Here is a 15,923-nt window from a genome sequence, read left to right as displayed (position 1 = left end):
CCCCATGCGGGAGTTGGGGACTTCCCGGATTGAACAGGCTGCCGCGGGCAGTGGTCAAGGCCTCTGGTGGTCATAAGTGTGAACGTGGATCAGCAAGACGAACGACTTTTGCTCGTTCTTGACCTTGAGGGGCGTTGTCGCGAACGAGACGTGGGCCACACGATGAGCGGGCACTTCGTCGAGTCCGACAGACAGAAGAGACCGCACGGGATGCGGGTCCCGTGCGGCCAGGAAGTGAGGTACACCGGTCCTCGAACTACCGCATCAGCTCACCGGCGTTGACGAGTAGCGACTGGCCGGTGATCGACCGGGCGCGGTCGGAGGCGAGGAAGACCGCCGCCTGGGCGACATCCCGGTCCGTGGCCAGGTCGGGCAGGGCCGTCCGCTCGGTGAGCCGCCGGAGCACCTCGTCCTCCGCCACTCCCTCGGCGTCGGACGTGAACCGGACGTATGCCTGCACCGGCGGCCCCCACATCCAGCCGGGCAGCACGGTGTTCACCCGGACACGGTCGGGGCCGAGCTCCCGGGCCAGCGAGTACATCGCGGACGTCAGCGCTCCCTTGGACGCCGCGTACGCGGCCTGCCGCACCTGCGAGGGTGCGGCGAGAGCCGACTGCGTGCCGATGAACACGACGGAGCCTCCCCGCTCCCTGAGTCCCGGCAGGCACGCGCGCGTCATCCGCAGTGTGCCGAGGAGATTCACGTCCAGGACGCGCTGCCAGGTGGCGAAGTCCGCGTCCTCGAGGCCGCCGAAGGCGCTGTCCAGGGCGGCGACGTGCACCACGGCGTCGATCCGCCCGAAGCGCTCAACGGCGAGCGCGGCCAACGCCTCGCACTGGGCCTCGTCGGTGATGTCGGTGGCCCGGTACGCGGTACGGGCGCCGCCGGGGTCGATCCCGCCGGCCGTCTTCGCGAGGTGCGCCTCCGTGCGCGCGCCCAGTACGGCGCTGCCCCCCTCCTCGACGACGGCCGCCGCGACCTGGAGGCCCAGCCCGGCGCCCACGCCCGACACGAGGACGGTCTTGTCCCGAAGCAGCATCCCGGTGCCTCCCGAGGCTGGCGGTTTATCTGACGGAGCGTCAGAGTAGGTCGGCCCGGCCCAGGAAGGAAGGGGAGCGCCATGAGCGAGGACAGGACCGGTGACGGCGGCGACCGCGGCACTCGCGGTGAGGACACCCGCAGCGAGATGTACGCGGAACTCGCGTCCGTCGGCCCGTACGGGGTGCGCCCCGGCCACGCGCTGATCACGATGGTCGAGCCGCATCCGGGCCACGAGTACGCGTACAACCGCTGGTACGAGGACGACCACTACTACGCGGGCGCGATGGCGATGCCCTGGATCAGCGCCGGCCGGCGCTGGGTGGCGACACGGGACCTGCAACTGCTGCGCTACCCGGCGAAGTCCGCGGTGGCGCAGCCGGTGGCGGCCGGGTGCTACCTCTCGACGTACTGGATCACCGAGGGTCGCTACGACGACCACATGAGATGGACCGTCGCCATCAACAAGCGCCTGGGCCGGGACGGGCGCGTCCACCAGCGGCGGACGCACGTCTTCACGGCCTTCCAGGACCACGAGGCCACCGTCTACCGCGACGGCGCCGCGGGCCCGCGTGACCTGCATGCGCTGGACCATCCGTACGCCGGTCTGGTGCTGGAGGTCATCGACGCCGAAGGCCCCGCCCAGCGGGCCGAACTGCTGCGGTGGCTGCGGGCGAAGCATCTGCCGAGGAGGCTGGCGGGCTCCTGCGCGGCCATGGTTTCGGTCTTCCGGCCCACACCGCTGCCGGGGGACCGGATGACCTATGTGAAGCAGGTGGAGGGCGTGGACAGCCGACTTACGCTGCTGTGGTTCCTCGAGGAGGACCCGAGGGACCGGTGGGAGGACACGTTCACCGGGCTGGACACGGTGGTGGCGGAGTCGGGGCTGGGACGGGTGGAGTTGGTGGCGCCTTTCGTGCCGACCGTGCCCGGGACCGACCGCTATGTCGACCAGCTGCGCTGAGGCACGCTGCCGACGCGGTCCGGGGTACGGCCGAGCCCCCTCGGCCGGGACGGCGATCCAGTCGAGAGGGCTCTCGGTACTGTCTTGTGCGGGGCGTCGCTCGTGTCTTCGCGTGCGCGTACCGCGGGCGGCGACGCGCTCAGCCGAGATCGAACGCGCCGTCGCCCACTTCATTCACGAACGCGTTCCACGACTCGGGGACGAAGGTGATCGTCGGGCCCGCGGGGACTTTCGAGTCCCGGACGGAGACCGCCTGGACTACAGGGGACTTGACCTCGACACAAGCGCCGTTCCCCGTGGAGTAGGAGGACTTCGTCCAGCTCTCCGTCGCGCCCTGAAGGATTGCCATGTTCGCTCCGCTTCCGGCAAGTGGTGTGATCCGAGCCAACGTTCTTGCTGGCGTGATCGACGCTACTCGCCGACAGAGAGGCGCGAGACGGGCGTTCACTCGACCGGATGGCATATTCCATGCGACTCTTCCGTCACACGGCGCCTCTGGTGTACCGTTCCGCCGCCTTGGGTCAGGCGGCGTCTCCCTCCGTGTATTCCTTGGCGATCGACGCGATGAACTGACGCGTCTGCTCCACGTTCAGGGCCTGCGCGCGCAGGTGCTCGTACATGACGCTGTACTTCTGCACGTCGTTGGCCTTCTCGAGGTACAGGTCGCTGGTCACGCCCTCGATGTAGACGACGCTCGAGTCGGAGGTGTCCGGGAACTCCAGGATCGCGTACTGACCGTTGACGCCCGGGTGCGCGCCCATCTCGAACGGCAGGACCTGCACGGTGACGTGGGGCTGCTGTGACAGCTCCACCAGGTGCTCGAGCTGCTCGCGCATCAGCTGCCGGCCGCCTACCTGCCGGCGCAGCGCCGCCTCGTCGATCACCGCCCACATCCGCAGCGGATGCTCCGAGTCCCTGATCCTCTCCTGGCGGCGCAGACGGACGCTGACGCGCTTCTCGATGTCGGTGGTTCCGCTCTCCGGCAGGGCACCGGCGATGAGGGCCTCCGCGTACTGCTGCGTCTGGAGCAGACCGGGAACGACCTGCGGCTCGTACACCCGCAGGCTGGCCGCGTCGGTCTCCAGGCCGATGTACACGCTGTACGGGATGTCACCGAAGGCGTGCCACCAGCCCTGCTGGCGGGAGTCCTTGGCCATCTGCATCAGCGAGTCGACGATCCGGTGGTCCTCCACCTCGTAGACCCCGCACAGGTCGCGTACGTCGCGCTGGCTGATGGAGCGACGGCCGTTCTCCAGGCGGCTGATCTTCGACTGGGAGACGAGCAGGCGCTCCGCGACCTCCTCCGCCGTCATGCCCTTCAGCTCGCGGAGCCGGCGCAGCTCCTGCCCCAATCGGCGTCTCCTGACGGTGGGATTGACGTTGGACGCCACGGGTACAGCACCTCCGACTGCGTAGCTGTGCGTATCTACTGCTGAGCAGATTGCCACCAATGGTGGTCGCTGCGCTGCCAAATGGCTACACGCGCGAACGCCGCGGCCGCACATACGAACGCGCGGGGCAGCCTCCTGGCTGCCCCGCGCGTTCACTTGCGGCTCCCGAACCGGTCGTTGGGGACGACGGTGCGGCGGTCGTGCTGTGCGGCACCGCGGTTTTCCTACGGCGCTTCAGCGCTCCGGTTCCGCGGTGCTGCTCAGGGGTGTCGGGTGGTGCGGTGGTGCGGTGCCGTGCTCAGTGCGCGACGACACGTGCCGCCATGCTGCTGCGGCGTGGCTGCATCGGTACGGGTCCCGGCTGGCGGCCTGCGGGGGCCGTCGGCTGGGCACGGCGCGGCTGGGCGGCCACACCGTTCTGGACGTCCATCACCGCGTGCGCGACGAGGCCGCCCATCGGGTCGTGCCTGATGAGGTCCCGCAGACGGGACCGCGAGGAACGCCCTTCGTTGCCCGGGTACAGGTGCTTGCCGAGTCCGACCGCGTGGGCCAGTGCGGCAAGCGCCGCGGTCCGCGGGTCCGGTGGTACACCGGTGCGGATCGCACTGTCCAGCCGGGCCCTGATGTCCCGGCTGATCGCCGTGTCCGTCGCCTGGTAGCGAGTCGTCGGCAGAACTCCGCACATCTGGCCCGCAACGGCATGCACCATGCCGCACCGCTCCAGATGCGAGAGGTAAATCTGGCGCAGCCCCAGCCGGGGCCCGCCGATCCAGTGGACCGCCCGTACCGGACTGCCGCGTCTGCGCAGCAACTCCAGTGCGGAGTCCAGAGTCGGATCTCCTGTCGGCCGTGGCATCACCACGGCGATACGATCCCCGTCTGGGGCTATCCGTCCTGCCAGAGCCAGCTCTACTAGCTGTGCCCCGGCCAGGCCGAGGTCGAGCGACTGCGGCTGCGCTGTGGTACCCGTTGCCGGGTCCAGAGCGAGCAGCAGAAGCTCCTCCGGAAGTGTTCTGCGGCTCCTGCCCATCCATGCCTCCCCGCGTGGATGAATGACAGGGTGACCCCTCTCACATTGGTCTGTCGAGGGCGCCTGGGTGCTTTGTTAGGGAACCGATAGGTATGTCGTTCTCGTCTAGCACGGGAGCCAAGCGCTCACACAGGACACTGGTAGATGGTTCGGACACCACGAGCCGTCGGCGGGCCGCCGGTTCCTGGTGTTCGTGAAGGCATACGCATGGCGCATGGCACATGACTCATGGAGGAGGCACGGTGGCGGGCGAGTCCCCCGACAAGTCGGAGCAGCGGAAGTCGTCGGGGGAGACGACTCAGGAGGAGCGGGATCCGCGTCTCACCGTGTTCCGCCGGCCATCTCCCGGGCGCGACGCCGCGCAGGGGCAGGGCTCCGGCCATGACACCTCCACGACGACGACGGACGAGGCGACGGAACGCCCGGCCCCCGTGGACCAGGCGACGGCCGTCTTCAGGACCACGCCGCCGCCCGAGGAGCCGGACGCGGCCCCTTCGGGCAATGACGCACGCCTGCGCGCCGCGGTTGCGGCGTGGGTGGCGACGGCCGACGAGCCGGAGGACGGCTCCGAGGACTCCGACAGCTCGAAGAAGCCCGAGGGCTCCGCGGACTTGGAGGGCTCTGAGGAGGGCTCTGAGGGCGTCCGGCGGGACGAGGAGGCCGAGGGAGGCGCGGAGGTCCCCGAGGAGGCCTCGTCCGCCACGGAGCCCGCCACGGAGGCCGCCACGGCCGACGAGCCCGTCAAGGACACGTCCAGCGACGCCACTCCGGACGGCGACGAGGCGAAGGACGCGGCTGCGGTCGCCACGGGCGATGCCGCCGACACGTCGGACGGCGCCGGGCCTGCGGACGCCAAGGCTTCTGACGCAGCCACAGCTACAGCCACGGACGACCCCGCTGCGGCGACGGCGGAGCGGTCCGACGACGGCGACGACACCGACGGCCAGGACGAGGACGACGCCGGGCGCGGCGGCTCCGACGCCGAAGCCACCGAAGACGCCGAAGCCGAAGCCCCGGCGGGTGCGGAAGCAAAGAGGGAAGCCGACGCACCCGTCGAGGCCGACGGGCACGGTGTCGACCAGCCGACGACCATGTTCAAGGCGCTGCGGCGTCCGGCTGTCGACCAGCCCACCACCGCTCTCAAGATGCCCCCGCGGGCCACGCCCGCCGCGAAGCCGGAGTCCCGCCCGGAGTCCCGACCCGAGCCGGCGTCGCAGCCGGAGACGGACGCCGAGCGCACCAGCACCTTCGTGCCGCTGCGCCGCGACGACGTACGTCCCGCGGCCGCCGCGCCCAAGACACCCAAGGCCGCTGCGCCGTCCGCACCGGCACCGGCGGCCTCCGCGCCGTCCGCACCCGCCCCCGCGCCGGCGCAGCCGCTCCCGACGGCGTCCGGGACTCCCGCGTCACTCGCCGAGGCCGAGCGGACCAGGCAGCAGCCGATGCCGCCACTGCCGCCGCTCGACCTGCTCGCCGAGCTGACGAACACGCCTCCGCCGCCGCAGACGCCGGTCCGCACGGTCGTGCGACGGGTCAAGATCTGGACTCCGCTGGTCCTGCTCCTCCTGATCGTCTTTGCGGTCGTACAGCTCGTGCGTCCGCTTCCGGACCCCACGCTCGCACTGTCCGCGGAGGAGACCTACAGCTTCGATGGCGGCAGGCTCGAACTCCCGTGGCCGACGGAGGGCCAGGGCGCCGCCGAGGTCGTCGGCGTCGGCAGTCTCGGTCAGTACGGACCCCAGAAGCCCGCTCCCATCGCCAGCGTCGCGAAGACGATGACGGCGTACGTGATCCTCAGGGACCACCCCATCACCGGCAAGCAGGTCGGCCCGAAGATCACCGTCGACAAGAAGGCCGAGGAGGAGTCGAAGGCGAAGAGCGAGTCGACGGCTCCCATAAAGGAAGGCCAGCAGTTCACCGAGAAGCAGATGCTCCAGCTGCTGATGATCCCGTCGGGGAACAACGCGGCCCGTCTGCTGGCGCGCTGGGGCGCCGGCTCCGAGGAGGCGTTCGTCAAGAAGATGAACGACGCCGCCAAGGAACTCGGCATGACGAACAGCACCTACACCGACCCGAGCGGCCTCAAGGCCACCACCGTCTCCACCCCGCTGGACCAGATCAAGCTCGGCAAGGCGGTCATGGAGAACGACGTGTTCAGGGAGATCGTGAACACGACGCAGGTCGAGATCCCGGGCATCGACGGCAAGATCCGCAACAACAACGACCGGGCCCTGCTGATGGACGGCGTCGGCGGTATCAAGACCGGTTCGTCCACGCCGGCCGGCGGCAACCTGCTCTGGTCCGCGAACGCCGTCGTCGACGGTGAGGTCCGGCGCATCGTCGGGATAGTGATGGGCGCGCAGGACGCTCCTCAGCTGTGGCAGAAGCTGGAGAAGGCGATCGACTACAGCATCGCCCTGATCCCGCCGGCCCAGGAGGCCGTCACCTCGGCCACGGTGGTCAAGAAGGGTGACGTCGTCGGGCACGTCGACGACGGACTCGGCGGCCGTACGCCCGTCGTCGCCACCAAGGACCTGAAGGCCGTCGGCTGGGCCGGTCTCCAGGTGAAGATCGAGATCGCGGAGAACGGCAGCGCGGTCCCGCACGCGGCGAAGGCCGGAACGGTCGTCGGCCAGGTGTCCGTGGGTGAGGGCGTCGGCAAGGTCAGCGCACCGGTCGCCCTGCAGCGGGACCTGTCGGAGCCGGGCGTCGGCGCCAAGCTCACCCGCCTCGGCTGACCGCCGCGCGGGCGTCCCGGGAGACCGGGGCGCCCGCGTGCCGGCGTCCCGGCGCAACTTCGGACGCCCGGGCAGCGTCTTGTGGAACGAGAAGCGAACAGCGAGCATCGTGGCGCGGCCGGCCGGCCGGGAGGACGACGGCGGACAGCAGGACAGGACGGGGAGAGCCGCAGTGACCACCGCTGAGCCGACACGGACGGACGGCAGCAGCACCCACGGCACGAACACGGCCGGAACCAGCGGCGATCGGCCCGTCGACGGCTCCGCGGCCGGCGACGACAACACCATCGGCACCGGTCCGCGAATACCGCTCCGTCCGCAGGCGAAGTCGAATGCGCCGTCGAAGCCGCAGTTGCCGGAGCCACGACTCCCGTCCACATCGACCTCCACTTCCACCTCCGCCCCCGCCCCCGCACCCACCCGGTCGGTGGGCGTACGCGACCGCCTCTCACGTCACCCCGTCGCCCTCGCGACGGCCGCGGCCGCCTTCGTTCATCTGCTCTGGTTCTTCTTCTTCGCCAACAGCGGCGGCGACATCGCGGCCCAGGACGCCTGGGCCGAGTTCGTCGGCCGCCACCCCGACTCGGCGTACAACCTCGCCTGGTACGGCGGCATGCACCCCGTCTCGTACAGCGTGGTCTCCCCGTACCTGATGTCGGTCCTCGGCGTGCGGACGACCATGATGCTCGCGGGCACCGTGTCGGCCACCCTGACCGCGCTGATGCTGGTCCGGGTGCGTGCCGTGCGCAACCCGGTCGCGTGCTCCCTCGTGGGCGTCTTCGCGTTCCTGTGCAACGCGCTGTCCGGCCGGGTCACCTTCGGCCTCGGCATGATGTTCGCGCTCGGCGCGGTCGGCGCCGTCTTCTGCTGGCCGCACCGCCTGCGGCACCACCGCTGGGCGAAGGCCGCCGTCGCCGCGCCGCTCGCCGGTCTCGCCACCGCGGCAAGCCCCGTGGCGGGTCTGTTCCTCGGCGTGGTGGCCGCGGCGCTGTTCCTCAACGGCCGCAGGCCGGGGGCGTACGCGATCGGCCTCACGCCCGTGTTGGTCGTGGCCCTGTCCGCGTGGCTGTTCCCCTTCTCCGGCACACAGCCCATGTCGATCGGGTCGACGTCGCTCCCGTTCCTCTTCGGCGTCCTCGTGTTCCTCCTCGTACCGAAGGAGTGGCGCACCGTCCGCACCGGCGCCGCGGTCTACGCCGTCGGCACGCTGCTGACCTGGGCGATCGACTCGCAGATCGGGTCCAACGTGTCCAGGCTGCCGATGCTCTTCGCGGGTGTGGTGCTGCTCGCCGCCCTGCCGTACACCGTGCCACGTTCCCGTAAGTGGTACGCCGTTGTCATCGCCGTCGTCGGACTGAACACCTGGATCGGCTACAAGGGCGTGGACGACATCGTCCGTACGGCCCCGACGGCTTCCTGGAACCGCGAGCTCGCACCGCTGGTCAACCGGCTTCAGGAGGTCAACGCCGAGCGCGGGCGGGTCGAGGTCGTGCCGGCGAGCAGCCACCGGGAGGCGTCGGCCCTCGCCCCGTACGTCAACCTGGCCCGCGGCTGGAACCGCCAGGCCGACATGAAGCGCAACCCCCTCTTCTACGACAAGGAGAACGTCCTCACCTCCGCGGACTACCGCGAATGGCTGCACCGGTGGGCGGTGCACTACGTGGTGCTGCCGAAGGGGGCGCCGGACTCGAGCGGAGCCGAGCAGGAGGCGGAGCTCGTCCGCGCGGGCCAGCCCTATCTCACCCGTATCTGGGGCGACGCCAACTGGCAGCTGTTCGCGGTCGAGAACCCGACGCCGATGGCGGAACCGCCGGCGACCGTGGACCATGCGGGGGCGGGCGAGCTGACCATCCACGTGAAGAACGCCGGCCGGGTGCTGATCCGCGTCCCTTACTCTCCGTGGCTGAGCCTCGTGGACGACGAGGGCAAGGGCGTCGAAGGCCCGCACGAGACGCCGGAGTCACAGGCCCGTGAGGACGGACCCAGGATTTTCGTCAACACCAACGGCTGTCTGCTGAAGGCGGAGAAGGACACGGAGGGCGACGAGTGGACCGAACTCCTCGCCCCGGGGCCCGGCACCTACCGGCTCGCCGCCCCGTACCAGTTCCCCCGCGGTACTCCCTGCCCTGACGAACTCCGCTAGATCATTTCGCCCTTACCCGCGTTAACACCTACCTCACCCTCCGCTGCTCGTGCATAGTGGACGCGCTCGGCATACCGATCGGTCGGTCCACTGATGCAGGTGCGAATACATGGCGTGCGAACAATGCGGCGGCGACGGCACACAGGCCCTCCCCGGTATGAACTGCCCGAGGTGCGGGACGGCCGGTGAGACGGCCGGGCGCGAGTCTGCCGGGCCCCCCGGCCCCGGACGGTCGACGGGACGGGCCCTGCCGGGACGCCTTCTCCTGCTCTCCCGCAGGAACGGACTCCTGCTGGCAGGAGCCGTCGTGGTGGCGCTGGCCGCCCTGACCGTCTCTGCCGGGGACCTGTTCGGGAACACCTCGCAGGCCTCGGAAGCATCCGGCGACGGCCCGGCCCCCGGCGCGGGCGACATCGGTGACCTGGGCGGCGCGCCGCAGCGCATCGCCCCCGCGGACCCGCCGAGCGACGCGGCCTCCCCGCCGCCCGTACGCGCCACCCCGAAGCCACCCGCGAAGTTCCGGCCACCCGAGCAGGCCCGGGGACCGGCGTACTCCGCCTGGGCCGGGCCCGGTTGCACGGGAGGCGGGCTCTACCGCGAGGAGAACCGCTTCAGCGACGGCGACGGCGGCTGGTACACCGTCAGCTCCGGCGGCCACCGCGGCGACGGCTGCGACGGCAGCTTCACGGCGGTCCCCATGTCCGGCAGGAGCGCCAAGGACGGAGGCGGGCGGGCGACCTGGTCCTGGTACGTCGGCAGCGGCTACGACACGTGCTCGGTCGCAGTCGTCGTACCCGACAGCGGACGCGACCGCGACGTGGCGGGCCGGCCCACCACCTACCACGTGCTGTCGGACCCGGACGATCCGGGCAGCGTGGTGAAGGTCTTCGAGATCGACCAGACCGAACTGCGGGGCAGCGGCCTCGTCGTCGAGAAGGTGCCGGTCCACGACCAGCGGCTGACCGTCCAACTCGTCGACAGGGGCGAGGACGTGGACGGCGGCGACCGCGGCGGAGCGCACCACGCGGCGGCGCAGATGCGGGCCGAGTGCCGCGCGTGAGCCCTCTCACGGAACGAAGAGACCCCGCCTGCGGGCGGGTACGGCAGTGCTGCATAGTGTCCGTCATGCTTTGTGAGGGATGCAGACCTGACGGACGCACGTGCGAGGCGTGCGCGGCGACGCCCGGCGCTCGGACAACGGGGCGTCACCGGGCGCCGTCACGCCCCAAGGTGTTGTTCGGCCTCTGCGCCGTGCTCGGCGCGGGCGCGCTGCTCGGCGGCGCGGTGCTGATGCTCGGGGACGACAGCGGCGAAACCGTGGGGGAGCCCGCTCCCGTGGCCGACATCGAAGTCGGCGGACGCCCCAACCTGATCACACCGACGGACGTCCCGGCGCCCACCCCGAGCACCCCGAATCCTTCGACCGCGGCGGGGACGCGGCCGTCCTCCGCCTCTTCGCCGGTCGCCTCACCGGGCCCTGCGACGGCGTCGGCCCTGGTCGAGTCGTCGTCGTCCCCCGCCACCACGGACGCCGCACCGACGCCCACCCCGTCCCAGACCTGGCGCGATCACGACAACTGCCGCGACGACCGGGACCATCCGGGCGGGGGCCGCTGGGACCGCGACGATTGCGACTGGTGACGAGGCCTTCCCCGGACGCCCCGACACATCCCGGACGCCCCTCTCGTCGCCCCGGGGCCGGGTCCCTCCTACTGCTCCGCCGGCCAGACCACTGCCTGGGCCACGACGACCCGGTCACCGTTGAACGTGACGGCCGGCCCTTCATGCAGCCGGTACCCCAGCTCGAGTGCCTCACTGACGCGACGGCAGAACGCCGCGTCGTCGGGACCTGTCAGAACGCGATAGACGGGCAGACCGTCGGGAGGTGTGCTCATGGACCCAAGCATCCCAAAGCCCTCGCCCATCCAGCCGCGTGAGGACCGGGGCCGCTTCACCGGGAAGGCCGCACCACCGTGGAGATCAAGGGGTACCGGCCGGCGACGGCCTGCCACTTCAGCGCCGTGACGGACGCGGCGAACAGCATCAGCAGGGCGAGGGCGATGGGCGATGACGGTGTCGGCCTTGCCGCCGCCGCGCCGGGCCGGGCCGAGGCAGCGGCGGCGGTCGACCCGACGAGCCAGCGCGCGGACCCCGGCAACCGGCCAGCCCTGTGCGGCAGATGCGAAGGCGGAGGCCACCCGTGAGGAAGCCGTCCCGGTCAGGATGCTGTCGCCGGGGGCCCGACACCCAGGACGGCGAGCATCGCTAGGGTGGCCGGGCCGGGGTTGAAGCGGCTCCACGCCAGGTACTCGATGCGGTGCGGCCCGTCGACCACCGGAACCAGTGCCAGTTCGGGGTCGTCGGCGGCCCGCGGCCGGATGAACGCCGACGGCAGCAGCGCGATGCCCAGCCCGCGCCCGACCAGCCGGGTGATCAGCTCCACGACGCCGACCTCGTACGCGACCCGGCGAACCAGACTCGCGGCGGCGAACGCCTGATCGGACTGGGCCCGGGCGGGCGTCCCGCTCACGAAGTCCACGAACGTCTCTTCCGCGATCTCCCGCAGCGTGACCCGGGAAACGCCCGCCAGCCGGTGTCCGGCCGGCACCACCAGTACGTGCTCGTCATGAGCGAGAACAACGCACTCCACACCGGAAGGCCGTTCGCTCTCCGGCATGCCGAGGAAGGCGATGTCCAGGTCGCCGTTCTTTACCGCCGCCGCCAGTTCATCGCTGCGTCCGGAACGGAGGGCGACATGGACGTCCGGGTGCAGGGCGCGGTACCGCTGCAGCAGCTCCGGCACATCCACGGCAGCCGTCGTCACGATCACGCCCACGGCCAGCCGGCCGCGTACCAAGCCGGTCGCGGCGGCAGCGTCGGCGGCGGCGCGGTCGGCGGCGGCCAGGCAATCACGTGCGCCGGCGACGAACGCCGCTCCCGCAGGGGTCAGCTCGACGCGGCGGCTGGACCGGGCGAACAGCCTGACTCCGAGCTCCCGTTCAAGGCCGGCGATCCGGTGACTGAGCGACGACTGCACCACGAAGCAGCGCTCGGCGGCCCGGGTGAAGTTACCGGTCTCGGCCACGGCGACGACGTAGCGCATCTGCTGAAGGTCCACCTCGTGATCGTTCCGGTTCATGGCTGTGATGACAAGCATGTGTTGGACCCATGACGAGGCGGGTCCGAGACTTCATCACATGCCCACCTCTTGCCCGGGCCGCGTTGATCGCGGCGCGGCGCCGTGCCCGAATCCGTCGGGACGAGTGGGACGCGGTCCACAGGCCGAAGCCGGATCCGAGAAGACCGGATGCGCGCCGACCACATACGAGAAGGACGGACCCGATGAAGACAGGCATGACGATCGCCGTACTGGGCGCCACCGGGATGGTCGGCAGGCGGGTGGTCGACGAGGCGAGCGCACGCGGACACCAGGTGCTCGCCCTGTCCCGGAAACCCGCGAGTGCGGACCCGAGGAGCCCGAGAGTGACGCCGATCGCGGCCGACGCGAGCGATTCGGATGCCCTGCGCGAAACGCTCGCAGGCTCCGCCTCCAGCGGTGCCGCGGACGCCGTCGTGCTGACCGTGCGGACCATGCCGGTCGATGAGGACTTCCTGGTCGGCGCCACCCGTACGGTGCTGGACATCGCCGCACAGCTCGGGATCCGCGTCTTCGTGGTCGGCGGCGCCGGCGCGTTGCGCAGCCCCGGGGACCGCGAGCTGCTGGTCGCCGACAACCCTGCGTACGTGCCTGCCGAAATCAAGGCGGTCGCCGCCGCCGGAATCGCTCAGCTGCGAACCTGCCAGGCCCATGCCGCTGACTACGTCTACCTGAGTCCCCCGGCCCTCCTCGAACCCGGCGAACGGACCGGCCGCTATCGGCGCGGCACCGACACGTTGCTCATAGGCGCCGACGGCCGCTCCTGGATCAGCGCCGAGGACCTGGCCGTCGCTGTGGTCGACGAACTCGGGACCCCCGGCCCCGACCACCTGATCACGGTCGTCCACCACGGCGAACACCCGCCTGCGTGAGCCGGTCGCCGGACAGGCCCGCGGCTCGCGATCGGACCGGCCACGGCGACGACCGGCGGCGACCGATCATGTCGCTCAATGGCAGGTCATCGAGCCGGACTCCTGGAAGGCCGCCACTTCGCCGCTCCGGGACGGCCGGACACGGCACGAGCCCGCTGCCGGGGCGGATCCGGCGACCGCCGAGGCAGCAGCCGGCCTCGGACCGCGCGCGACGTGCAGGCGGCTCCCGCGCCACCACCGCCGGAGTCGAGGCCCGAGCCGGCGCCGAGGTTGTAGCTGATCGCTCATCGCCGTGCTTTTCGTCGTTGATGTCGACGACCGGCGTCAGCCGCCAAGAGGTCGGGATACGGGCTGGCCGTGCCGCACGCTTCCGCTCATGCGCGCGGAGAGCAGTAACCAGGCCTCGCCGTTCGCCTCGGCGTGACGGGCGCCGGCGTTCCCGCGACCGCCGGTACTGTGGCCCGTCGGAAGTCCGCCCGCCGGCGGTCGTCCGAGACGCTTCCGAAGGGCTTTGCCGCCCCCTGGTGCGCGCGGCCACCGCGCCGCAGGGGAGGGGGCGTGTGTCGCACACTCCCACCCGTGGGGATATAGGTGTCCGATGAACGGACCTCGAGTTCCGCATAACGGTCTGGCGTCGCTCGCTGGGACTTTCCAATGTTACTGACCGTTATGTGACTTGCCTCACTAAAGATCTTGTAAGTGTCGTGGTAGACATGCGCATCTCCGTCGGCGGCCCCGCTCGGCCGCGGCACGGAGTGCCGGCTCCGGGCCGGCAAGCAAGCCCAGGGTGACCACGGTCCGAGTCCGCGGACCGCTCGCCCCGGGTCGCCGATCGGACAACGGCGTTCGCTCAAAGCCCGCACATCGACCGGCGCACACCCCTCCGCGCCGGTCCTGCGCCATCGAGGTAGCCAACGTGTCACTCGACTCCATGACCACATCCGTCGACGAAGCCGTCAGCGGATTCTTCGAGCCCATCGCCAAATGGCTGGGTGAGGTCGTCTTCTACGCCGTCCCCGTGGGCGGCACCGACCTGCCGCTCATCGTCGCCTGGCTGGTGGTGGCCGGTCTGGTCTTCACCGCATGGTTCGGCTTCGTCCAGCTCCGCAAGTTCCGGCTCGCCATCGACGTGGTCAGAGGGAAGTACGACGAGAAGGGGTCGGCCGGTGAGGTCAACCACTTCCAGGCACTGACGGCGGCCGTCTCCGGCACCGTCGGGCTCGGCAACATCGCCGGTGTCGCCGTCGCCGTCTCCATCGGCGGCCCCGGTGCCACGTTCTGGATGATCCTCTGCGGTCTGCTCGGCATGGCCACCAAGTTCGTCGAGGTCACCCTCGGTGTGAAGTACCGAGAGGTGCACGCCGACGGCACCGTCTCGGGCGGGCCGATGCACTACCTGCCCAAGGGCCTGACCGACCGGTTCGGCAAGAACGGCAAGACCCTCGGCAAGATCCTCGCCGTGCTCGCGTCGATCATGATCCTCTTCTTCGGCCTCTTCGGCGGAAACCTCTTCCAGGTAAACCAGTCCTACGCCCAGCTCGTCTCCGTCACCGGCGGCGAGAGCGGCATGATGGGCTCCTCGGCCGGCGCCCTGTTCTTCGGCATCCTGATCGCCGCGCTCGTCGGCATCGTCCTGCTCGGCGGCATCCGCTCCATCGCCTCGGTCACCAGCCGCCTCGTGCCCGCCATGGCCGCCATCTACATCGCGGCCTGCCTGGTCGTCATCCTGGTCAACGTCTCCGCCGTGCCGTCCGCGGTCGGCACGATCATCGAGGGCGCCTTCAACCCCGAGGGCGTCGCGGGCGGTGTGCTCGGTGCGCTGATCATCGGCTTCAAGCGAGCAGCGTTCTCCAACGAGGCCGGCCTCGGCTCCGCGCCGATCGCCCACTCCGCGGTGAAGACCAAGCACCCCGCGAGCGAGGGCCTGGTCGCGCTCCTCGAGCCCTTCATCGACACCGTGGTCATCTGCACCATGACGGCGCTGACCATTGTTGTGGCCAACCCCGCCAGCTGGGCCGAGGCCCGCAAGCAGGAGGGGTCCATCGGCGGCGTGACCATCACGTCGGACGCCTTCGCCACGGTGCTGCCCTGGTTCCCGTACATCCTCACGATCGCGGTCATGCTCTTCGCCATCTCGACCGTGCTCACCTGGGGCTACTACGGCCTCAAGGCCTGGACGTACCTGTTCGGCCGCAGCAAGGCCAGCGAGACCGTCTACAAGGTCGTCTACACCCTGTTCGCCGTGGCCGGTTCGCTGCTCACGCTGCAGACGCTGATCGACATGGCCGACGCGGTGCTGTTCATGCTCGCCGTCATCAACATCATCGGCCTCTACCTGCTGGCGCCGGTCGTCAAGCGGGAGCTCAACTCCTTCCTGGAGTTCGTCCGCGCCCGCAAGGCCGGCGAGAGCCCGGAGGACGACGAAGACCAGGAGTCGGTGAAGAGCACCGTCTGACCCGGCTTCTGAGCGGGCCCGCCCACACCTCGCGCCTTGGTGTGGACGGGCCCGCTTGCCATGCCGTCCACGGCATTCCCGCAGGTGAAACACGGTCTGGCAGGGCTTGGAACCAGCGGCTAGGGTGTGAACAAC

The 15,923-nt window shown here is 70.5% G+C and carries 14 protein-coding genes; 7 read left to right on the top strand and 7 right to left on the bottom strand.

Going from position 1 to position 15,923, the window contains the following annotated elements:
* Window positions 1–256 precede the first annotated feature (256 nt).
* Entirely contained in the window at window positions 257–1,039 is a 783-nt protein-coding gene (locus MDN94_RS05095) for an SDR family oxidoreductase (protein WP_482724764.1), read from the bottom strand.
* An 81-nt stretch (window positions 1,040–1,120) separates the two neighbouring features.
* Between MDN94_RS05095 and MDN94_RS05090 the strand changes: the two genes are divergently transcribed.
* Window positions 1,121–2,002 carry a hypothetical protein gene (locus tag MDN94_RS05090; protein WP_482724763.1) on the top strand — a complete coding sequence of 294 codons (882 nt, stop codon included), beginning with the start codon at window positions 1,121–1,123 and terminating at the stop codon, window positions 2,000–2,002.
* Between the two features lie 139 nt (window positions 2,003–2,141).
* Here the strand turns inward: MDN94_RS05090 and MDN94_RS05085 are convergent, their stop codons facing one another.
* The 3 genes from MDN94_RS05085 to MDN94_RS05075 form a co-directional block, all read right to left on the bottom strand.
* The gene (locus tag MDN94_RS05085; RefSeq protein ID WP_005316323.1) at window positions 2,142–2,351 is read right to left on the bottom strand and encodes a DUF397 domain-containing protein; all 210 of its coding nucleotides are present in this window, start codon (window positions 2,349–2,351) and stop codon (window positions 2,142–2,144) included.
* A gap of 172 nt (window positions 2,352–2,523) precedes the next feature.
* Window positions 2,524–3,393, bottom strand: a complete 870-nt coding sequence (locus tag MDN94_RS05080) for a helix-turn-helix domain-containing protein (RefSeq protein WP_482724762.1) — start codon at window positions 3,391–3,393, stop codon at window positions 2,524–2,526.
* A 298-nt stretch (window positions 3,394–3,691) separates the two neighbouring features.
* Window positions 3,692–4,423, bottom strand: coding sequence for a GOLPH3/VPS74 family protein (locus tag MDN94_RS05075; protein WP_159690978.1), 732 nt, complete (start codon window positions 4,421–4,423; stop codon window positions 3,692–3,694).
* Between the two features lie 221 nt (window positions 4,424–4,644).
* Here MDN94_RS05075 and MDN94_RS05070 point away from each other — a divergent pair, with 221 nt between their 5' ends.
* The 4 genes from MDN94_RS05070 (at window position 4,645) to MDN94_RS05055 (ending at window position 10,945) form a co-directional block, all read left to right on the top strand.
* On the top strand, window positions 4,645–7,161 hold the full coding sequence (locus MDN94_RS05070) for a serine hydrolase (protein WP_482724761.1): 2,517 nt from the start codon (window positions 4,645–4,647) through the stop codon (window positions 7,159–7,161).
* A gap of 172 nt (window positions 7,162–7,333) precedes the next feature.
* A complete protein-coding gene (locus tag MDN94_RS05065; RefSeq protein ID WP_482724760.1) occupies window positions 7,334–9,304 on the top strand; it encodes an MFS transporter in 1,971 nt (656 codons plus the stop codon).
* Window positions 9,305–9,413: 109 nt separating this feature from the next.
* Entirely contained in the window at window positions 9,414–10,364 is a 951-nt protein-coding gene (locus tag MDN94_RS05060) for an adhesin (RefSeq protein WP_482724759.1), read from the top strand.
* Window positions 10,365–10,537: 173 nt separating this feature from the next.
* Complete coding sequence (locus MDN94_RS05055) at window positions 10,538–10,945, top strand: hypothetical protein (RefSeq protein WP_482724758.1); 408 nt, start codon at window positions 10,538–10,540, stop codon at window positions 10,943–10,945.
* A gap of 68 nt (window positions 10,946–11,013) precedes the next feature.
* Here MDN94_RS05055 and MDN94_RS05050 read toward each other — a convergent pair whose 3' ends face one another.
* Genes MDN94_RS05050 through MDN94_RS05040 form a run of 3 tightly spaced genes read right to left on the bottom strand, consistent with a single transcriptional unit; the run spans window position 11,014 to window position 12,422 of the window.
* A complete protein-coding gene (locus MDN94_RS05050) occupies window positions 11,014–11,199 on the bottom strand; it encodes a DUF1737 domain-containing protein (RefSeq protein ID WP_482724757.1) in 186 nt (61 codons plus the stop codon).
* A gap of 56 nt (window positions 11,200–11,255) precedes the next feature.
* Window positions 11,256–11,462, bottom strand: a complete 207-nt coding sequence (locus MDN94_RS05045; RefSeq protein WP_482724756.1) for a hypothetical protein — start codon at window positions 11,460–11,462, stop codon at window positions 11,256–11,258.
* Between the two features lie 60 nt (window positions 11,463–11,522).
* Complete coding sequence (locus tag MDN94_RS05040; protein WP_482727007.1) at window positions 11,523–12,422, bottom strand: LysR family transcriptional regulator; 900 nt, start codon at window positions 12,420–12,422, stop codon at window positions 11,523–11,525.
* A gap of 224 nt (window positions 12,423–12,646) precedes the next feature.
* On the opposite strand from MDN94_RS05040, the gene MDN94_RS05035 reads away from it, so the two are divergent.
* Window positions 12,647–13,333 (top strand): NAD(P)-dependent oxidoreductase, encoded by a 687-nt coding sequence (locus MDN94_RS05035; protein WP_482724755.1) that lies wholly within the window; start codon window positions 12,647–12,649, stop codon window positions 13,331–13,333.
* A 916-nt stretch (window positions 13,334–14,249) separates the two neighbouring features.
* Window positions 14,250–15,788, top strand: a complete 1,539-nt coding sequence (locus tag MDN94_RS05030; protein WP_482724754.1) for an alanine/glycine:cation symporter family protein — start codon at window positions 14,250–14,252, stop codon at window positions 15,786–15,788.
* Window positions 15,789–15,923: the final 135 nt, after the last annotated feature.

The sequence above is a fragment of the Streptomyces sp. WAC00040 genome, from assembly GCF_056835925.1.
This window is presented reverse-complemented; position numbering and strand designations above follow the sequence as displayed.

What these genes read in the sequence shown, in the direction of transcription:
- MDN94_RS05095 (WP_482724764.1), bottom strand. Translation starts at nt 1,039, where the DNA reads ATGCTGCTTCGGGACAAGACCGTCCTCGTGTCGGGCGTGGGCGCCGGG.
- MDN94_RS05070 (WP_482724761.1), top strand. Translation starts at nt 4,645, where the DNA reads ATGACTCATGGAGGAGGCACGGTGGCGGGCGAGTCCCCCGACAAGTCG.
- MDN94_RS05050 (WP_482724757.1), bottom strand. Translation starts at nt 11,199, where the DNA reads ATGAGCACACCTCCCGACGGTCTGCCCGTCTATCGCGTTCTGACAGGT.
- MDN94_RS05075 (WP_159690978.1), bottom strand. Translation starts at nt 4,423, where the DNA reads ATGGGCAGGAGCCGCAGAACACTTCCGGAGGAGCTTCTGCTGCTCGCT.
- MDN94_RS05090 (WP_482724763.1), top strand. Translation starts at nt 1,121, where the DNA reads ATGAGCGAGGACAGGACCGGTGACGGCGGCGACCGCGGCACTCGCGGT.
- MDN94_RS05035 (WP_482724755.1), top strand. Translation starts at nt 12,647, where the DNA reads ATGAAGACAGGCATGACGATCGCCGTACTGGGCGCCACCGGGATGGTC.
- MDN94_RS05060 (WP_482724759.1), top strand. Translation starts at nt 9,414, where the DNA reads ATGGCGTGCGAACAATGCGGCGGCGACGGCACACAGGCCCTCCCCGGT.
- MDN94_RS05085 (WP_005316323.1), bottom strand. Translation starts at nt 2,351, where the DNA reads ATGGCAATCCTTCAGGGCGCGACGGAGAGCTGGACGAAGTCCTCCTAC.